Annotated in this window: 16 protein-coding genes; 8 read left to right on the plus strand and 8 right to left on the minus strand. The window is 46.2% G+C overall.

The window, feature by feature from the left end; all coding sequences use genetic code 11:
* Window positions 1-1,147: tetratricopeptide repeat protein (locus QUA80_RS08550; protein ID WP_333423214.1), on the minus strand; the 1,147-nt coding region annotated here is incomplete at its 3' end.
* A 90-nt stretch (window positions 1,148-1,237) separates the two neighbouring features.
* The gene (locus tag QUA80_RS08555; RefSeq protein WP_445302222.1) at window positions 1,238-4,777 is read right to left on the minus strand and encodes a CHAT domain-containing protein; all 3,540 of its coding nucleotides are present in this window, start codon (window positions 4,775-4,777) and stop codon (window positions 1,238-1,240) included.
* 150 nt (window positions 4,778-4,927) lie between these two features.
* On the opposite strand from QUA80_RS08555, the gene QUA80_RS08560 reads away from it, so the two are divergent.
* Entirely contained in the window at window positions 4,928-5,191 is a 264-nt protein-coding gene (locus tag QUA80_RS08560) for a hypothetical protein (RefSeq protein WP_333351848.1), read from the plus strand.
* A 36-nt stretch (window positions 5,192-5,227) separates the two neighbouring features.
* Here the strand turns inward: QUA80_RS08560 and tsaB are convergent, their stop codons facing one another.
* From tsaB to QUA80_RS08575, 3 genes are all read right to left on the minus strand, one after another.
* The gene (gene tsaB, locus QUA80_RS08565) at window positions 5,228-5,887 is read right to left on the minus strand and encodes a tRNA (adenosine(37)-N6)-threonylcarbamoyltransferase complex dimerization subunit type 1 TsaB (protein WP_333423218.1); all 660 of its coding nucleotides are present in this window, start codon (window positions 5,885-5,887) and stop codon (window positions 5,228-5,230) included.
* Between the two features lie 2 nt (window positions 5,888-5,889).
* A complete protein-coding gene (locus QUA80_RS08570; RefSeq protein ID WP_333423220.1) occupies window positions 5,890-7,602 on the minus strand; it encodes a serine/threonine-protein kinase in 1,713 nt (570 codons plus the stop codon).
* A 134-nt stretch (window positions 7,603-7,736) separates the two neighbouring features.
* Complete coding sequence (locus tag QUA80_RS08575; RefSeq protein WP_006632635.1) at window positions 7,737-7,985, minus strand: Ycf34 family protein; 249 nt, start codon at window positions 7,983-7,985, stop codon at window positions 7,737-7,739.
* A 108-nt stretch (window positions 7,986-8,093) separates the two neighbouring features.
* Here QUA80_RS08575 and QUA80_RS08580 point away from each other — a divergent pair, with 108 nt between their 5' ends.
* A complete protein-coding gene (locus QUA80_RS08580) occupies window positions 8,094-9,341 on the plus strand; it encodes a CCA tRNA nucleotidyltransferase (protein WP_333423221.1) in 1,248 nt (415 codons plus the stop codon).
* A gap of 223 nt (window positions 9,342-9,564) precedes the next feature.
* On the opposite strand, the gene QUA80_RS08585 is transcribed toward QUA80_RS08580, so the two are convergent.
* From QUA80_RS08585 to QUA80_RS08595, 3 genes are all read right to left on the minus strand, one after another.
* Window positions 9,565-9,912, minus strand: coding sequence for a DUF952 domain-containing protein (locus QUA80_RS08585; RefSeq protein ID WP_015176318.1), 348 nt, complete (start codon window positions 9,910-9,912; stop codon window positions 9,565-9,567).
* Between the two features lie 121 nt (window positions 9,913-10,033).
* A complete protein-coding gene (locus tag QUA80_RS08590) occupies window positions 10,034-10,471 on the minus strand; it encodes a cupin domain-containing protein (RefSeq protein ID WP_015176317.1) in 438 nt (145 codons plus the stop codon).
* A gap of 135 nt (window positions 10,472-10,606) precedes the next feature.
* Window positions 10,607-11,377: a cysteine hydrolase family protein gene (locus QUA80_RS08595; RefSeq protein WP_333423231.1), complete on the minus strand. Its 771-nt coding sequence runs from the start codon at window positions 11,375-11,377 to the stop codon at window positions 10,607-10,609.
* Window positions 11,378-12,036: 659 nt separating this feature from the next.
* Here QUA80_RS08595 and QUA80_RS08600 point away from each other — a divergent pair.
* The 6 genes from QUA80_RS08600 to QUA80_RS08625 all read left to right on the plus strand — a co-directional run bounded on the left by QUA80_RS08600 (window position 12,037) and on the right by QUA80_RS08625 (window position 18,288).
* Window positions 12,037-13,293, plus strand: a complete 1,257-nt coding sequence (locus QUA80_RS08600) for a serpin family protein (protein ID WP_333423232.1) — start codon at window positions 12,037-12,039, stop codon at window positions 13,291-13,293.
* A 266-nt stretch (window positions 13,294-13,559) separates the two neighbouring features.
* Complete coding sequence (locus QUA80_RS08605) at window positions 13,560-14,762, plus strand: glycoside hydrolase family 10 protein (protein ID WP_333423257.1); 1,203 nt, start codon at window positions 13,560-13,562, stop codon at window positions 14,760-14,762.
* Between the two features lie 14 nt (window positions 14,763-14,776).
* Window positions 14,777-15,454, plus strand: a complete 678-nt coding sequence (locus tag QUA80_RS08610) for a TIGR02117 family protein (RefSeq protein ID WP_333423234.1) — start codon at window positions 14,777-14,779, stop codon at window positions 15,452-15,454.
* A 146-nt stretch (window positions 15,455-15,600) separates the two neighbouring features.
* Window positions 15,601-16,374 carry a 1-(5-phosphoribosyl)-5-[(5-phosphoribosylamino)methylideneamino]imidazole-4-carboxamide isomerase gene (hisA, locus tag QUA80_RS08615; RefSeq protein ID WP_333423236.1) on the plus strand — a complete coding sequence of 258 codons (774 nt, stop codon included), beginning with the start codon at window positions 15,601-15,603 and terminating at the stop codon, window positions 16,372-16,374.
* A 105-nt stretch (window positions 16,375-16,479) separates the two neighbouring features.
* Window positions 16,480-17,889, plus strand: a complete 1,410-nt coding sequence (locus QUA80_RS08620; RefSeq protein ID WP_333423237.1) for a cation:proton antiporter — start codon at window positions 16,480-16,482, stop codon at window positions 17,887-17,889.
* Between the two features lie 117 nt (window positions 17,890-18,006).
* Window positions 18,007-18,288: a hypothetical protein gene (locus tag QUA80_RS08625; protein WP_333423239.1), complete on the plus strand. Its 282-nt coding sequence runs from the start codon at window positions 18,007-18,009 to the stop codon at window positions 18,286-18,288.
* The last annotated feature ends 20 nt before the right edge of the window (window positions 18,289-18,308 follow it).

Below are 18,308 nucleotides of genomic sequence, written 5' to 3' on the forward strand. Positions count from 1 at the left end.
CTCCCAATTCTGAGTAGACACTGCCGATGTTGCTGAGGGTGACGGCTTCGCCACCGCGATCGCCCGTTGCCCGTCTCAGGGGCAGCGACTGGCTGTAATACTCTAGCGCTTTCTGTTTTTCTCCCAAATCATCGTAGACAGTGCCGATGTTGTTGAGGATGGTAGCTTCCCCGCTGCGATCGCCCGTTGCCCGTCTCAGGGGAAGGGACTGGCTGTAATATTCTAAGGCTTTCTGTTTTTCTCCCAATTCTGAGTAGACATTGCCGATGTTGTTGAGGGTGGTAGCTTCCCCGCTGCGATTGCCTACTGCCCGACTCAGGGGAAGGGACTGGCTGTAATACTCTAGCGCTTTCTGTTTTTCTCCCAATGCTGAGTAGACACTGCCGATGTTGGCGAGGGTGAGGGCTTCCCCGCTGCGATCGCCCGTTGCCCGAAATAGGGGCAGGGACTGGCTGTAATACTCTAGCGCTTTCTGTTTTTCTCCCAAATCTGAGTAGACTTTGCCGATGTTGTTGAGGGTGGTAGCTTCCCGACCGCGATCGCCCGTTGCCCGAAATAGGGGCAGGGACTGGCTGTAATACTCTAGCGCTTTCTGTTTTTCTCCCAAATCTGAGTAGACTTTGCCGATGTTGGTGAGGGTGCCAGCTTCCCCGCTGCGATTGCCTACTGCCCGAAATAGGGGCAGGGACTGGCTGTAATATTCTAAGGCTTTCTGTTGTTCTCCCAATTCTGAGTAGACTAAGCCGATGTTGTTGAGGATAGTAGCTTCAAGGGACCGATCGCCCACTGCCCGAAATAGGGTAAGCGACTGGCTGTAATACTCTAGCGCTTTCTGTTTCTCTCCCAAATCTGAGCAGACACTGCCAAGACCAAGGAGGCTAAGTGCTTGCCCTCTATTGTCGCCGGCTTCTCGATACAGCTTTAATGCTTCTTCCAACTTGACGATCGCACTTTTTTTTGCTTGGGCTGTTCCTTGATTGTAGAGTTGTGCTGCTTCTTTGAAAGCTTTTTGGGCAGCCTCGCTACTGTTAGTTTGTGCTGTTTGTACGACTTTACCAACGGGCACGGCTGCTGCCACTGGCTGACTCAATTGCAGGGCGAGGGCGATCGACATTCCAGCCAAAAACCATTGAGTGCGATCGAACATAACCACCCTTTTTGTATTTTTTTCACTTCAATCTTAATCACTAGCTCGCTTAGTGTAAAGCCAGGAAGAAGCGATCTGATGTCCGCTATATCATTTCCACTCGCCCTGAAGGGTAAAAGCCGCCCAATAATAGGGAGATTTCCATTTTTCTATTCTCATCATTTCCATCTGCGCCGCCCTCAAAGCTGCCGCCGGCGCTAACTTTTCCTGCACCATTTTCTGATAAAACTTTTGCATTAACACAGCAGTTCCTTCATCGTCCACACTCCACAAACTCACCGCCACCCGCTGCGCCCCCGCATACATAAAACCCCTCGTCAATCCCACCATGCCTTCGCCTTTAACATTCTGTCCCATTCCGCTTTGACAAGCACTTAAAACCACTAAATTTGCCGCCAGTTTCAAGTTAAAAATATCGGTGAGGCGCAAAAAACCATTGACAAGATTGCCTTTGTCATCTACCATCGACATCAAAATTCCTGACAGTTCGGGATTTTTGCTGTTGGCAAGGCCGTGGGTGGCGAAGTGAACGATTTGATAATTGGCTAAATTGCGATCGGTAGCAGTAGTGCGACTGGCATCAAAATCAAATATTTGACGGCTAGAAGCTGAGGGGAATAAGCTGGATATTGTTTGGGCTTCTTGGCGGCTAAATGGTAGGCGTTCGGGCGGCCATCCCCGATTGGAAGCACGAAGCGAGCGACTTAAACCGAGATTATTTAATGCTAGCTTTTCGGTAGCTTCCGGGGTAAGTTTTCCTTTGAGTCTGTCATCGTCTGGACTGAAAACAGGATCGGCTAAAATTGCTAAACTTTGATTGGGCGGTTTTCTGTCTCCGTAATTTTGCCGGAGAATGGCGAGAGTTGAGGCGGAAGGCAGGGTAATAATTTCATGTGAGGCAATTAAGGGAACATTGGTATTTTGTCCGGCAGTTTGAGGAATAGTTAAAGCCGAAAAAGGGGTATAGTGCAGTACGCCGTCTGGAACAATTAATAAGCGTTTATTTGCTAATTGGGCGGCTGCGGGCTGTAAAATTAATTTGCCCAGATTTGCACTCGCTTCGGCAACTTTTTGGGGAATCTTTCTGTAAATTTGTCTAGTTATTGCGTCTCGGAAAGTGCGGGCTGCTGTTTCAATGTCAACCTGTTTTGGTAATTCATAGCTGGTTAGTCCTGTGGAGGTCACAACCCACAAATAACTGCGGTATGAGCCGAGGGAATACTGCAATAAAATCGTGTTTTCATCGAGAATCTGTTTCTGAATTTCTGGCAGGGTTAAAGGTTGGGGTTGGGTGAGGGCGGCGTAGCGGGGGCTGGCGGTACGAATCTGGGTTTGAAGTTGCTGATATTGTTCCAAAAGTGATAGGCGCTGTTTGTCGATTTCATCGATTTTAATTTGATTGGGATTGGGGCGGCTGATTGTTTCGATGCGCTGCTTTTCAATGGTTTCGAGTTGCTGTTGCAAGCTCTTTTCTTGTTGCAGTAAATCGGGGGAAATGCCTTCGCGAATGTTGGCGTTACTTTCTTGGAGGAGTTCGATGAGGCTGCGGGCCCTCGAACGTTCGCTGGCTTCTAAGGCTTTGGTGTCATAACCGGATTTAGGATTAGTTTTGTGCAGTTGCATTAACAAATCGATGTAGAGTTCGTAGTAGTTTTGTACTGTGGCAAAGTATGAGCTGCGGAGTTCGGGGCTGGCAATTAGGGTGCGGAGGTCTTCGATGATTTTGATAGAGGATTCAATGTCATTGAGGGCTTCGGTAAGATTGTTTTGGTTGCGTTTGACAGTAGCAATTCTGTAAAGGATGGTAGCTTCTCCATTGCGATTACCTACTGCCCGAACTAGGGGAAGCGACTGGCTGTAATACTCTAAAGCTTTCTGTTTTTCTCCCAATTCTGAGTAGACACTGCCGATGTGGGTGAGGATGCTAGCTTCCCCATTGCGATCGCCTGTTGCCCGACTCTGGGGAAGCGACTGGCTGTAATATTCTAGCGCTTTCTGTTGTTCTCCCAAATCTGAGTAGAGTAAGCCGATGTTGTTAAGGGTAAGAGCTTCCCCACGGCGATCGCCTGTTGCCCGACTCAGGGGAAGCGACTGGCTGTAGTATTCTAGCGCTTTCTGTTGTTCTCCCAATTCTGAGTAGAGTAAGCCGATGTTGTTGAGAGTGTAAGCTTCTCCGCGGCGATCACCCACTGTCCGGCTGAGGGGAAGCGACTGGCTGTAATATTCTAGCGCTTTCTGTTGTTCTCCCAATTCTGAGTAGAGTAAGCCGATGTTGTTGAGAGTGTAAGCTTCTCCGCGGCGATCACCCACTGTCCGGCTGAGGGGAAGCGACTGGCTGTAATATTCTAGCGCTTTCTGTTTTTCTCCCAAATCTGAGTAGACACTGCCGATGTTGTTGAGGGTAAGAGCTTCCCCACGGCGATCCCCTGTTGCCCGACTCAGGGGAAGCGACTGGCTGTAATACTCTAGCGCTTTCTGTTGTTCTCCCAAGTCTGAGTAGACTAAGCCGATGTTGCTGAGGGTGGCAGCTTCCCCGCGGCGATCGCCTGTTGCCCGACTCAGGGGAAGGGACTGGCTGTAATACTCTAGCGCTTTCTGTTTTTCTCCCAATGCTGAGTAGATTAAGCCGATGCTGGTGAGGGTGCGAGCTTCAAGAGTGCGAGATCCTACTGCTCGACTCAGAGGAAGCGACTGGCTGTAATACTCTAGCGCTTTCTGTTTTTCTCCCAAATCTGAGTAGACATTGCCGATGTTGCTGAGGGTGACAGCTTCCCCACGGCGATCGCCTGTTGCCCGACTCAGGGGAAGCGACTGGCTGTAATACTCTAGCGCTTTCTGTTTTTCTCCCAAATCTGAGTAGACTACGCCGATGCTGGTGAGGATGCGAGCTTCCCCGCTGCGAGATCCTACTGCCCGCAATAGGGGAAGCGACTGGCTGTAATACTCTAGCGCTTTCTGTTTTTCTCCCAAATCTGAGTAGACTAAGCCGATGCTGGTGAGGATGCGAGCTTCCCCGCTGCGATCGCCTGTTGCCCGACTCAGGGGAAGCGACTGGCTGTAATACTCTAGCGCTTTCTGTTTTTCTCCCAAGTCTGAGTAGACATTGCCGATGTTGGTGAGGGTGGTAGCTTCCTCACGGCGATCGCCTGTTGCCCGTCTCAGGGGAAGCGACTGGCTGTAATACTCTAGCGCTTTCTGTTTTTCTCCCAAGTCTGAGTAGACAGTGCCGATGTTGTTGAGGGTGGTAGCTTCCCTACCGCGATCACCGAGCTCCCGAAACAGGGGAAGGGACTGGTTGTAATGCTCTAGCGCTTTCTGGTTTTCTCCCAATTCTGAGTAAATAACGCCGAGCCAGGTGAGGGTGTTCGCTTCCCCAGAGTGATCGCCTACTGCCCGAAGCAGTTTTAATGCTTCTTCAAATTTGACGATCGCACCTCTTAAAGCTTCCGCTGTTCCTTGTTCGTAGAGTTTCTCTGCTTCTTCATATACTTTTTGGGCAGCGTCGCTGCTGTTAGTTTGTGCTGTTTGTACGGCTTTGCCAACGGGCACGGCTGCTGCCACTGGCTGACTTAACTGAAGCGAAAGTGCGATCGACATACCAGCCAAAAACCATTGAGTGCGATCGAACATAGCCACCCCTTTTGTATTTTTTTCAATTTTAGTCACTAGCCTGCTTAGTGTTAAGGCAGGAAGAAGTCAGGGCGATCGGCATTTTTGCTAGAGTTAACGAGTAGTGCGATTCCCTGCCGGATCGCTACGCCGCGCGTACTTTTTCCCAGCATGAACAACATCCTAACTACCCCCGATCCCGTAACAACCCACTGGGATTGCCCCGAATGCGGCGGCACCGGTACCCTCAGCCCCGAAATTTGCCCTGTTTGTCTCGGAGCAAAATACATCGATCTCGCGACAATAACTAACTGGATGCTCGATTTTATGGAATCTCGCGGCTGCGATCGAGCTGAGATCGATCGATTGCGAAGCGAAAACCCAGACCCGCTAACATTAACTTTTTGCCTCGAAGTTTGTATCGCCCTTAAATAAACAATTTACCAATTACCACTTCCCTATTCCCAATATTCAGTGTCCCTTAACCGGATGTTGACCGTAAAAAGGCAAAGCATCCGACCAATCAGGACGACTTCCCATTTGCCACTCCAAATAAGCCAATTCCAACACACTAGAAACCGACGAACCCAACTCGCTGCCAACTTCAATTAACTGATAAGAATTTTCCCAACTTTCCAACTTTTCCTGCCAGGATTCCGCCGTCATTACAGTATCAGGAAACAACTCAGTTAAACCAGAATCTTTGTTAACTGAATAAACAGCACCAAACAATTGTCCCCGCTGTGCAGGCATTTGCAGCGCCATATCCTGATTTGAGATAGATTTTCTACTGCTGCTGCAAGCCACAGCCGCCAAAGTTGAAACCGCAAAAACCGGAATATCCAACTGTTGAGCCAAAGTCCGCGCCGTCACCATACCCATCCGAGTCCCCGTGAAGCCTCCGGGCCCCTTCGCCACTGCAATAAAAGCCAAATCCGCCCAAGTTTGCGGCCCAATAAACTCGACTAAATACTGATGCAAATGAGTGGCTAAATCGCGATCCAAATTCCAAGTTTGGCAGCGAGAATCTCCAGCAAAATTGCTGATGGCTAAACCGAGTTCGCGAGTAGCAGTGTGCAGGGCTAAGCCGTATTTTTTAACTGATGTTCCGTCTTGGGGATTGCTATTCACGATTACTGATAATTTTCCTTAACAAAAAACAGCGGCAAAGCCACAACTAAGCAACCCAAAAGAATGCCAAATATTCCCGTATTTAAAATCCTGGAATTACCCATGCCCCCAGTCATCAAAAACAGCACTACTAAACTTGCAAATAAATTTTTATTGGCAAATTCTTTGTTTTGGGAAACTTGATGTTTGACGGCCATAAAACCCGAAGAAACTATTAGCGCAAACCACGAATTAAAAATGACTATTTGAGAGCCAAAAATAAACCAAACTAAGGCAAACATTAGCGCATCTATCCAAAAATCCTGAGTTTTCAACTTCGGCAGCCAAAATTCTTGGGTTGTAACAGAGGCAATTTTCTTGAGTAATTGATTGTGTTGCAGCCGCACGAGTTTGTTTCTCAATTTAATCTTGGGATCGATTTGCAATATTTGCTTCCACTCCGGGCGGCGAGAATTGTTGACTCTTCCCAACAGCTTCACGGCTGCGACTTTATTTAACTGCAAATCGGTGAGTCTGGTGGCAATTATTTGAGATAAGTGCGGATAGTAAACGGGGTTGTCTTCGGTTCTGTTGATGACGATAGTGAGCTGTTGCTTGGCTTGGCTGACTTGGATTGTAACATTGTAGGGGGCGAGATCCTCTTGCAAAGCTTGCTGAATTTCGGCTTGCTGTTGGCGAGTGAAAAGCGACACACCGGGCGCGGGTGTAACCACCCGTTCTGCAGGCGTTTCCGGCGCGTCTAGCACCGGCTGTGCGTCTAAATACACCGGTTTGGGGTTCAAGTGCCGGATGACTGCTGAGGCTGAACTGTAGCGCCGGTTGGTGGCACTTTGAAGCATGGTGTCGAGGATGCGGCCGAAATCATCGCTAACAGCAGTCTTCAAATAATTTCGCCAAGCCCAAGAATCCTCTGTACTGTCGAACAAATCGAAGGGAGGAATTTCAGTCAACAAGTGAATGCAGGTAACGCCCAAACTGTAGATATCGCTGGCAAAAACTGCTTTCCCCATCAATTGTTCTGGGGCTGTATAAGCAGCACTGCCGATGATTGTACCAGTTTGCGGCAAGCCGGTTGCTGTTACTTTCTTTGCTGCACCAAAGTCTACTAAAACAATATCTTTTTGGAAAGGAGAGGGTTGATAGGAAGTTTCTAAGGCGGGTAAAGGAGTTGGAGATAACCGGCGGCGAATGATATTTTCGGGTTTGATATCGCGGTGAATGACTTTGGATTTGTGGACGAAGTGGAGCACTGGCAATAAATCGTTGAGGATTTGCCGAATTTGTGTTTCGGTGAATGCTCCTTTTTGTTCTAATTCTCTGGCTAGGTTTTTGCCGTCTATAAATTCTTGTACTAAATACTGTCTCCCGTCTTGTTCAAAATGCGCGATTAATTCGGGAATCTGGGGATGTTTTCCCAAGGTTTCTAGCTGGGCTGCTTCTTGGTGAAATAGTTGAGCTGCTTTTTCTGCTGCGGTATTTTGCGGGAAAAATTGCTTGATTACGCACTGCGAAAAAATCAGGGGTTTTGTTTCATCAACTGCTAAAAATGTTCTGCCAAAGCCTCCTTGCCCGATCGGCTTTACGGTTCGGTAGCGAGATGCTGAAGGCGTTTCTGCGTCAATAGTCAACAACAATTTTGAGCCGCAACTTTGGCAGAATTCTGCATCCCCTGGGTTGTGCGGATTCTGACAAGTTGGGTTTAAGCAATAGCACATTGGATTTTAGATTTTAGATTTTAGATTTTAGATTTGTAATTGGGAATAAAAACTGTTGACTGTTGACTGTTGACTGTTGACTGTTGACTAACAACTGCCAACTGCCAACTGCCAACTAACTAATGACTTCTTCCTTAAGTCGGGACGAGTTCGCCTGGCCGCAATTTTGCCCATTTGCCGGTTTCTTGCTTGAAACTTTGACACCCAACTACATCCCATTCCATTTCAATTTCGTCTTGGCGGGGGCGGATGTTGACGTTGATGGTGGGTTCTACGGGGTCGAAATCCGGTGTTTCGGTGAGGTGAAGCTGTTCGTGCTGTTCTTCTACGGCGTGGTAGGTAAAGCAGCGGTCTACATAGTGGCAGTTAATACAAATACACATTCTTGATATCCTCTGTGCATTTCAAAAAGATTGGTGAAATTTGAGCTTTCTGTTAATCTAGCGTAGCAAGAGTTTAATTGTTTGTAAGGAAAGTAGATTTTTGTTGCGATGCCGATTAATTTGCCCTCTTCATTATCTCCTGATAGTTGGCCGTTTGATTTGGAACTGCTGACACCGCCTGCTTATCTGGTGGGCGGTGCGGTGCGGGATGCGCTGCTGGGGAGGCGATCGCACTATTTTGATTTGGATTTCGTTATGCTAACACGGGCGGTGAAAACTGCTCGAAGAATTGCCGATCGCACGAAAGGTGGATTTGTCTTGTTGGATGCGGAACGCCAAATTGCGCGGGTTGTATTTGCGGGCGGTACGGTGGATTTGGCGCAGGCGGAAGGGGGGAGTCTGGAGGGGGATTTGCTGCGCCGAGATTTTCGGATAAATGCGATCGCCTGCAATCCTTTTACAGGAGAAATCATCGATCCTTTGGACGGTCAAACTGATTTGCGCTTGGGTTTGCTGCGGATGATTTCGCGGTCAAATTTGGAGGACGATCCGCTGAGGTTATTAAGAGCTTACCGCCAAGCGGCGCAGTTGGATTTTGCGATCGAAGCTGAAACTCAATCGGCGATTCGGGAATTAGCACCGCTGTTGAGTCGGGTAGCGGTGGAACGGGTGCGGACGGAATTGGGTTATTTGTTGAGCAATCCAGAGGGTGTTCCTTGGATTTGTCGCGGTTGCGAAGATGGTTTGTTTTCGATTTGGTTTGAAAGTGCGATCGACCGTTTTGATATTTTGACAAAAATTGACGCATCTGCTGACAAATTAGCGGCAATTTATCCAGATTTGGGGAGAGAATTTTCGCGATCGATTCGAGATACGATTAAAACGCCGTTGTTAGCGGTTGCGAAGTTGGCTGTTTTGGCAGATTCCGACCCGACAATTGCTGAAACCCAGTTGCTGCGGTTGAAGTACAGCAATGCGGAGATTAAAAGTGCGATCGAGCTTTTGAAATACTTGCCGAAGTTGCAAGCACAACCTATCGCGGAAATGTCTTTGCGAGAACAGTATTTTTTGTTTCGGGATCTGGGAATAGTATTTCCTGTTTTAGCGGTTTTAGCGGTGGCGGCGGGACTTGCGGTTGAGGAGATTTCACTGTTAATTAATCGCTATCTCGATGCCGATGATATTGTTGCTCATCCCACACAATTAGTTAGCGGCAATGATTTAATGGAATCTTTAAATTTGCCCAGAAGTCCGCGCATCGGTCAATTGTTGATGGACATTCAATTAGCGCGGGTGGAGGGGAGAATTGCGAGTCGCGAAGATGCGCTAGCATTCGCGAAAGAGTTAGTTAATTAGTCAGTTTAAATTGATATATTGCACAAATAAGAACGGGCAAGATGCCCGTTCCACAAAATTCAACTTTCCCGTGGGGTGGGCTTCTAGTCCGCCCTCAAAAATTCAATTTCCCCCTCAAACTTTGAAGGGGAAAGATGCCCGCTATCAAAAATTAAATTTTCCCGTGGGGTGGGCTTCTAGCCCGCCCTCAAAAGTTAATTGACAATGGTCAAAAATATGAATATCAAGCAACATCTCTTAATTCTTCCGGCAATTCAAACTTGCCATCTGCACCCGCTTCAAACTCAAGAACTTTCAACACAGCATCAACATTCAGCGGCCCGTAAATATGCGGATAAAAATCTCCAGCGGCAGATTCATACTTAACTTCTGCTTGCACTTTCTCAGAGTCAATCCACAGCAAAAGCAATCCTGTTTGTCCGACAAAAAATTTGTTGGCACTTCTAGTAACTTGCGGGAGTGTCGAACAGTGGATAAATCCTTCAGAGTCTAGGGTATCGCCTCGATAGGATTGAAGGTGTTTTGCTTCTTCCCACTGTTGGCTTTTAGCAATGTGAAATATAACGCTCATAATTGAAAATTTTTAACGTAAAACAGTATTTTGTTAGAGCCCCGACTGCTTAAACAAGTCGGGGCTCTGCTTTCCCAGGCAGGGGCTAGAAGATTAAAACACTAAAGTGCTTACTACAAAACTAGCACGATACGAGTACATCCGATCGCCCGAGGACTCTCATATCTTCCTCATCGAGTTCCACTGGCGTACCGCTGCGAATCAGTTCCACAAAATCTTCATTCGGCACCATAATGCACAAAGTGTACAAACGTTCACTCCCGGTATTCTCAATTACGTGAGTCCCCGTTGGAGGCACTAACAAACTATCTCCCGGTTTAATACTAACTGTTTTGCCGTCGCAGGTTGCTTGCCCTCTTCCTTTGAGTACAAAAAACATTTCTACTGCGAATTGGTGGCGGTTGGGAGGAGTTTTGCCGCCCCCATCGAAAATCTCCACGCAAACAGTTAATGAAACATTAGCTGTTACCGGATCGAAGACGATCGCTAATCTATTAGTATCGCCGGGACTGATGCGAAATGCTTGGTAGTCTTGGGGAGACTTTATAACAGGAATCATGCACTGGTTTGTCATTTTTTTATTGTTAGTTGTCAAGTGTTATGTTTCTGGGTCATTACTAAGAATCCAGAGTCATTAGTCCCCAGTTTGGCCTCAAAAAAATATGACTGATGACTGATGACTGATGACTGATGACTATTTAATTGCTTCTAACATAGCCTGAGAATCCGACAAAAAGCCAAAACATTGTTTAACGTTATAGAGAGTAGCTTGCCAGCAATACTCGGGAGATGTCGTAGCTGTACAATCTTTGACTAAAATACAGTCGTAACCGAGGAAATTAGCATCTTGCAGTGTAGCCATGACGCACTGATCGGCGTTTACTCCTCCGAAGAAAAGTGTAGTTCTGCCGAGATTCCGCAAGATACTATCTAAAGGAGTATCCCAAAAGCCACTCATCCGATATTTATCAACGCAAATATCCTCCGGTTTGGGTTTTAATTCATCGACAACCTGCGCCGCCCAACTCCCTGCCATCAGTACAGGTGCGTTGTTTTTTGGCAGCGGATCTCCCAAGCCTACGCCGTCGCCTGTGGGATTGTAAACGTGGCGGGAAGCTGCACTAATATTGAGCAAATCGGGGCGGTTTCCCCAGTTTATCCAAATAATTGGCATTGCGTGCGATCGCAATTTTGGCAGCAAATTTATTAAAGGATTAATTGGAGTTCTCGCGGGGGTTATATCTACGCCAATATGCGCCAGCCAACCGTCGGGATGACAAAAATCATTTTGCATATCTATCACCAACATTGCTGCTTTCGCTAAGTCCAAACGCAGGGTTTTAGTTTCTGTTTCCAGGGTAACAGGTTGAGGTGCGATCGGCGATCGGGTAATGTCGGCAATTTTGGCATCAACTTTCCAAGCATTCGGCGGTACGCCCAAGGTGCGGAGAGAATCAGGATTCATATGATTGTGACTCAAAAACAATTTCAATCTTATAACTATTTGATTGTTACTAACTCGTCATATCTTAAATCTTTGTTATGATTAAGTATCAGGGGTGACTTTTTGATAATTTTAGGATTTATTAACTTTATTAAAGTTGGTTGATAGCCCATGTTAGCGCCCTGGAATCATCAAATAAAAATTAATGTAAATTTACAAAAAGGGTAACTCTGTGAGCTTTACAATTAAAAATGCTTTAATTCCGGTCGAGAGAGGTGATGAAACCGCAGACGTGCAAGTGGTGGCTCATTGCATAAGTGCGATCGGAGAATTGGTTGTTTGAGCCCCAGAACTTCCTTTTGTAGCCGAGAGGAAAGTACAAACGATCGATGTTGATGCTTTGAGGCGGGAATTATTCGATCGCAGCGAGTGGAATAGCAAGCGTCTATCGCCAACCGCAAGTAAAATAGAAGCGCACTACCACAAAGTGATGAAACTGCAAAGTTATTAAAAGCTATCCTCTCTCTTCCTACAAAGAGTTAGCCAAGTGTTTATAGCAAAGACTAAAGTCCTGACTAGATTAAACTCTCAAAAACTTGATTGCCATGTCGAAAAACTAAAAACTAAGAGGTAAAAATGTGATACCGCACTACCCAAAATATCAACCAAAGATAACTTTTATGGCTTGGAAAACCAGGCTGGTTACTGCCGCCATCATTACATTAGCAATTTTCGCAGAATTGCCGCCGTCACTGAAAATTAACCCCATCAACCTCGCAAATCCCAATCACTCAAAAGCTGCAGCCATGACACCCCCTAACAACCAGATCGATGTAGACGCCAGACTTGTTGCAGCCAATACCAAATTTGGTTTTAACTTGTTCAACACCCTAAGCAAACAACAGCCGAATCAAAATATCTTTATTTCCCCTACTTCTGTCGCCCTCGCCCTGTCAATGGCATACAACGGAGTTAGCGGAGAAACGAAACAAGAAATGACAAAAGTTCTCGAATTAACGGGCATGACTCCCCAAGAAATTAACGCAGCAAATCAAGCTTTGCAAAATAGTTTTCAGAAAGTTGACCCCAATGTCCAAGTATCAATTGCCAACTCGCTTTGGGCGAAACAAGGCTTCTCCTTAAAACCAGAATTTCTGCAAATAAATCAACGCTACTACAATGCTACTCTTACCGAACTCGACTTTATGAATCCGCAAGCTCTCCGCATCATTAACAACTGGGTGAGCCAAAAAACTCAAGGAAAAATTGATAAAATAGTCGATCGAATTAGCCCCGATCAACTCTTGTTTTTGATTAACGCCATCTATTTCAAAGGCAACTGGAAAACCCCCTTTGATAAATCTCAAACTGCCAACAAAACTTTCTCTTTACCCGATGGCAGTTCAAAACAGCATCCGATGATGTCTCAGAAAGGCTTTTATTGGTACTACGAAACACACCAATTTCAAGCAGTCAGTTTACCTTACGGAAAAGAAGGCGATCTGGCTATGTATATTTTCTTGCCCAAGTCCAATAGCAATTTGGCCACTTTCTTGCAGCAATTAACACCAGAAAACTGGAAAAAATGGATGCAACAATTTAGCGAAAAAAAGGGTGTAGTTGAAATACCGCGCTTCAAGATAGAGTATGAAGTTGAACTCAGCAACACACTCATACCTTTGGGAATGGCAGGATTTTTTGATATTTCACAAGCCGACTTTTCTCCGATGACTGATGACAAAATAGCAGTAGACTCAGTAAAACACAAGACATTTGTCGAAGTAAACGAAGAAGGTACAGAAGCAGCAGCCGTGACTTCCATCGAAACCAGAAGCTCGCCTTTTCAAATGAATGTAAACCGTCCATTCTTTTGTGCCATTCGAGACAATACTACAGGAACAATATTATTTATGGGTACCATCGTTGACCCCCAATAATATCAAAAATAGTAGGTGCGTCAATCGATTTTAGATTTTAGATTTTAGATTTTGGATTGACTTGCGCGAGATAAATGCTCTTTCTTGAGGATTTTCGATTTTGGATTGATTCCACGGATCGATCGCGTGGCGGGTACCACCTTTGAAATTCTTGGTCAGGAAGTGTGCGATCGACTTTTAATCAAATAACCCTAGCTGGCGCACCCTACCAAGCTAATTATACGGTAAAATATCAGTCTAAAAATAATCATATTTGCGACAAATTGATGATTAAATTGCACAAATGGCAGCGGATACTGGCTTTAATAGTTGTTTTTACGATCGCCCTTACCTCCTCCGCGATATTATCCCCGCGTCTCTTGGCTCAAACCCCGCCCACCACCCCAACAACCGAATTGCGCGGCGTCTGGCTGACTAACATTGACAGCGACGTTATTTTCTCCCGCAACAACATCATTGACGCTGTAAATCGACTGGATAAACTCAATTTTAATACCATCTATCCGACGGTTTGGCAAGGAGGCTATACGCTTTATCCCAGCGCAGCAGCCGAACGAGTATTCGGACAGTCGATCGACCCATCGCCCGGATTGAAAGACCGAGACATCCTCAAAGAAATTATAGCACAATCCCGCCAAAAAGGTATAGCAGTAATCCCCTGGTTTGAGTTTGGTTTCATGGCTCCCGCCGAATCGGAATTAGCCACACTTCACCCAGACTGGCTGGCGCACCGCCGCGACGGTTCAACTATTTGGAAAGAAGGCAAACACGATCGAGTTTGGCTGAATCCCTTTCATCCCGAAGTCCAGCAATTTATTTTAGATTTAATCCTAGAAGTTGTCGATAATTATGATATAGATGGCATTCAATTTGACGACCATTTCGGCTTGCCAGTAGAATTTGGCTACGAGCCACTAACAATGTCAATGTATCAGGAACAAATCAAAAGCCCTCCCTCCAACGACCCCCGCGAAACCTTCTGGGTGCGCTGGCGCGCTGACAAAATCAACGACTTCGTGGGGCGAGTTTCCCGCGCCATCAAATCCCGCAAACAAAAATGTATTGTCAGCTTATCTCCCAACCCTTTTCACTTTGCTTTGCCCGCCCACTTGCAGGACTGGTTTACCTGGGAAAGACGCGGCTACATCCAAGAAATTGTGTTGCAGGTTTATCGCAGCGATATCAAGCGTTTTAGTGCCGAACTGGAACGGGAAGAAGTTAAACTGGCTAAACTTAACATTCCAACTGCGATCGGCATTTTAACAGGTCTTAAAAATAATTCCGTGCCCCTCAAACAAATTCAAGAACAAGTGCAAGAAGTGCGAAAAAGAGATTTCGCTGGCGTGTCGTTCTTTTTCTACGAAAGTTTATCGAATTGGGCTAGCGAAACCCCCGAACAGCGCAATTATGCCTTGCAAGAATTCTTCCCCACAAAGATGCAGCGCCCGCCATCCGAACGTCGAATTTGAAACCTACGGTTAAAATGAGAAAAAGCATACAGCGCTTAGGAATTGTCATCTTATTTTTAAGCGCTTTCTTCACAATTGGCTATCTCACTCCCAGAAAGTGGGGAAATTACTCGCAAGCAGATTGCACAATCTCTCTATACATTTCCAACCAAGGCATCCACACCGAAATTATTGTTCCAGTTAAAAATGAATATTTTGACTGGAATCAATTTTTACCGCTAACAGAAATAGGGCGGGATGCCACTTCTGATTATAAATATTTATCTCTTGGCTGGGGAGATAGAGCTTTTATGCTGGAAACTCCCACATCAGAAAATATCAACCCAGTTACAGCTTTCAAGGCGCTATTTCTCCTTACTCCGTCTACCCTACACGTTCAAGGTTATCGGGTTGTCCCCCTAAATATTGAAACCAAATGTGTTAAAATTAGTGGGGCAAATTATCTGAGGCTGGTAAATTTTCTTAAAAACTCATTCCAATTAGACGCAGCAGGTAAGAAAATGAAAATTAGCTACGGCTACGGTAACAGCGACAGTTTTTATGAAGCAAAAGGCAGTTATTATATTTTAAGAACTTGCAACGAATGGACGGCCGAAGCTTTGCAAAAAGCCGAGGTCAATACTCCTTTATGGTCAACGCTGTCTTCGGCGATTATGTTTCATTTAAATAGCGGTTGCGAAGGTAAAAAATAAATGGTAATGAGTAATACAATTTTAGATTTTAGATTTTAGATTTTAGATTTTAGAATGCGGAATGAATGATTGTGTATGGGTTGGGAGATTGCCTAAAGTTGCATTCTTTTTTTTAACTGGTATAATTACCAATTTGAGGAAAAATTATGAATGTAATTCCAGCGATCGACTTATTGGATGGAAAATGCGTCAGATTGTATCAGGGAGACTACGCGAAGTCTCAAACTTTTAACGACAACCCCGTCGAAGTCGCCAGACAGTGGGTAAATGAAGGCGCAACCATGCTGCATTTAGTAGACCTCGACGGCGCCAAAGCAGGTCATCCAGTCAACCAAGCAGCCATTGAAGCGATCGTCCGATCCGTAGACGTTCCCTGTCAAGTAGGTGGCGGAATGCGCGATCGCGCCTCTGTTGCTGCTATCCTCAATTTAGGCGTCCGGCGCGCCATTCTCGGCACCGTTGCCGTCGAACAACCCCAATTAGTCGGCGAATTGTGCGCCGAATTTCCCACTCAAATTCTGGTCGGCATCGATGCCAGAAATGGTAAAGTTGCGACTAGAGGCTGGCTGGAAACTTCGGAAGTTTTAGCAACAGAATTGGCGCAAAAAATGGCAGAGTTAGGGGCTGCTGAAATTATTTACACCGACATTCACCGCGACGGTACTATGGAAGGGCCGAATTTGGAATCTTTGCGCGAAATTGCTAACGCTATTTCGATTCCGGTGATTGCTTCCGGTGGCGTTAGTTCGATCGCCGATTTGTTTAGTTTGCTGGCTTTGGAACCAATTGGTGTCAAAAGTGCGATCGTCGGTCGGGCAATTTATACCGGCGATATATTGCTAAAAGAAGCAATTCAAGCAGTCGGACAAGGGCGGTGGCAGGATGTACCGCCAGATTTTGATTCTTCAAGCTTTGCTTGATAGTCATGTCGAGTTAACAGGCTACCCAATATGTAACAGTTATCAATTTTCCGACTCACAGTCAACAGTCACCGTAGAATCGTCTTTCTTACCATCATCGTAACCATGTTTTTGAACCATACAATTACAGCTTTAAGTTCTGGGATGGCATCCCTAGTTGCTCCCATACCTTTATTAGCAACAGTCGAGGCAGAAAATTCGCCGATCGTCCTCAGCGGAGTTTTGCTCAGTTTGGTAGTGATTTATCTCGCCAGTAAATTAGGCGCGGAAGCGGCTAGAAACTTCGATTTTCCGCCGGTTTTGGGTGAACTTGTAGCAGGGGTAATTGTTGGCGTATCTGCTTTACACCTAGTCATTTTTCCCGAAGCAGGGCTGTCAGCCTCAGACTCAGGGATTATGACTGTTCTGCAATCGATTAATCATCTATCCCCTGCCGCCCTCACCAGTGTCTTTGAATCGCAGAGTGAAGTTATTTCAGTGCTAGCTGAATTAGGCGTGATTATTCTGCTGTTTGAAATTGGTTTGGAGTCGGATCTCAGACAACTAAAAGAAGTGGGGGTTCAAGCCGTCGTTGTCGCTTGTGTCGGCGTGGCAGTTCCCTTTGCCGTCGGTACCGTTGGCTTGATGATGCTGTTCCATACTCCAGCAATACCGGCGATTTTTGCAGGGGCAGCTTTGACAGCAACCAGCATCGGAATTACCTCCAAAGTTTTGTCGGAATTAGGACAACTCAAATCTAAAGAAGGTCAAATCATTGTTGGTGCGGCGGTGATTGATGATGTGCTGGGAATTATTGTCCTGGCTGTTGTCGCCAGTTTAGCGAAAACCGGTGAGATTGATGTTGTTAATGTCATCTATTTGATTGTCAGTGCAACTGCGTTTCTATTGGGTTCTATTCTGTTGGGCGGCATCTTCAACAAAAGCTTCACTGCGGTGGTGGATAAACTCAAAACTCGCGGCAATATAGTCATCCCGGCATTTATCTTTGCTTTCTTCATGGCTTTTCTGGGCAACGCAATTCATCTCGAAGCGATTTTGGGTGCGTTTGCCGCTGGCTTGGTGTTGGATGAAAGCGATGCCCGCAACGAGTTGGATGAACTGGTGAAGCCGATCGCGGATTTCCTGGTTCCCATCTTTTTTGTAACCGTGGGATCTCGGGCGGATTTGGGAGTTTTGAACCCAACAGTGCCGGATAATCGGGCTGGTCTTTTGATTGCTGCTTTCTTGATTGTGGTTGCTATTTTGGGCAAGCTGGTGACTGGTTGGGTGGTGTTTGGTCTGCGGGGAATCAATCGATTGGCGATCGGAGTGGGGATGATTCCTCGGGGCGAAGTCGGGTTAGTTTTTGCCGGCATCGGTTCGGCGAGTGGAGTTTTGGATAAACCGTTGGAAGTGTCGATTATTATCATGGTGATTCTGACGACTTTTTTGGCTCCACCTTTTCTGCGGATTGCCTTTGGCAATACAGTAGAGCCTCCAGCTAGCGAAGAACCTTCTAGCGAGCAAATCGTTTGATATCAATTCCGGTAACACTCCTGATGATGGGGAGTGGCGAGTGGTCCGCGATCCGTGGGGGAAGGGGGAATTATTGACCTTGACTTTATCATTGCCATCCAACCGGAAACGATATGATTGAAGGAATTTGACTCTGGGCGATCGACTAATTTAAAAACACAAATGTCGATCGCCCAAATTGTTTTACCCGTAATATCGTGTCCGGTCGATTCCCTCCGCTTCGCTTCGCCCTTCATCAGGTCGGGTCTCCCCTCACCAACAATACCTTCCAACAATCTCCAATCTCAAAAACCCGCCCCGACCGGGATATTACAGTTAATCGATCGCACGCAATCTCAAGCTTACTCCCGGGAGCATCTCATATTTGTAAAAACACTTCTTCTGGCTGCTTCCTTCTGACTCTTTCCCCGCAGCAAGAG

Origin of the sequence: Microcoleus sp. F4-D5 (genome assembly GCF_036704885.1) — a bacterium.
Taxonomy (GTDB): Bacteria; Cyanobacteriota; Cyanobacteriia; order Cyanobacteriales; family Microcoleaceae; genus Microcoleus.

Coding starts and splice junctions, on each gene's coding strand:
- QUA80_RS08555 (WP_445302222.1), bottom strand. CDS start 4,777: ATGTTCGATCGCACTCAATGGTTTTTGGCTGGTATGTCGATCGCACTT.
- QUA80_RS08560 (WP_333351848.1), top strand. CDS start 4,928: ATGAACAACATCCTAACTACCCCCGATCCCGTAACAACCCACTGGGAT.
- QUA80_RS08570 (WP_333423220.1), bottom strand. CDS start 7,602: ATGTGCTATTGCTTAAACCCAACTTGTCAGAATCCGCACAACCCAGGG.
- QUA80_RS08575 (WP_006632635.1), bottom strand. CDS start 7,985: ATGTGTATTTGTATTAACTGCCACTATGTAGACCGCTGCTTTACCTAC.
- QUA80_RS08580 (WP_333423221.1), top strand. CDS start 8,094: ATGCCGATTAATTTGCCCTCTTCATTATCTCCTGATAGTTGGCCGTTT.
- QUA80_RS08585 (WP_015176318.1), bottom strand. CDS start 9,912: ATGAGCGTTATATTTCACATTGCTAAAAGCCAACAGTGGGAAGAAGCA.
- QUA80_RS08590 (WP_015176317.1), bottom strand. CDS start 10,471: ATGATTCCTGTTATAAAGTCTCCCCAAGACTACCAAGCATTTCGCATC.
- QUA80_RS08595 (WP_333423231.1), bottom strand. CDS start 11,377: ATGAATCCTGATTCTCTCCGCACCTTGGGCGTACCGCCGAATGCTTGG.
- QUA80_RS08600 (WP_333423232.1), top strand. CDS start 12,037: ATGGCTTGGAAAACCAGGCTGGTTACTGCCGCCATCATTACATTAGCA.
- QUA80_RS08605 (WP_333423257.1), top strand. CDS start 13,560: ATGATTAAATTGCACAAATGGCAGCGGATACTGGCTTTAATAGTTGTT.
- QUA80_RS08610 (WP_333423234.1), top strand. CDS start 14,777: ATGAGAAAAAGCATACAGCGCTTAGGAATTGTCATCTTATTTTTAAGC.
- hisA (WP_333423236.1), top strand. CDS start 15,601: ATGAATGTAATTCCAGCGATCGACTTATTGGATGGAAAATGCGTCAGA.
- QUA80_RS08620 (WP_333423237.1), top strand. CDS start 16,480: ATGTTTTTGAACCATACAATTACAGCTTTAAGTTCTGGGATGGCATCC.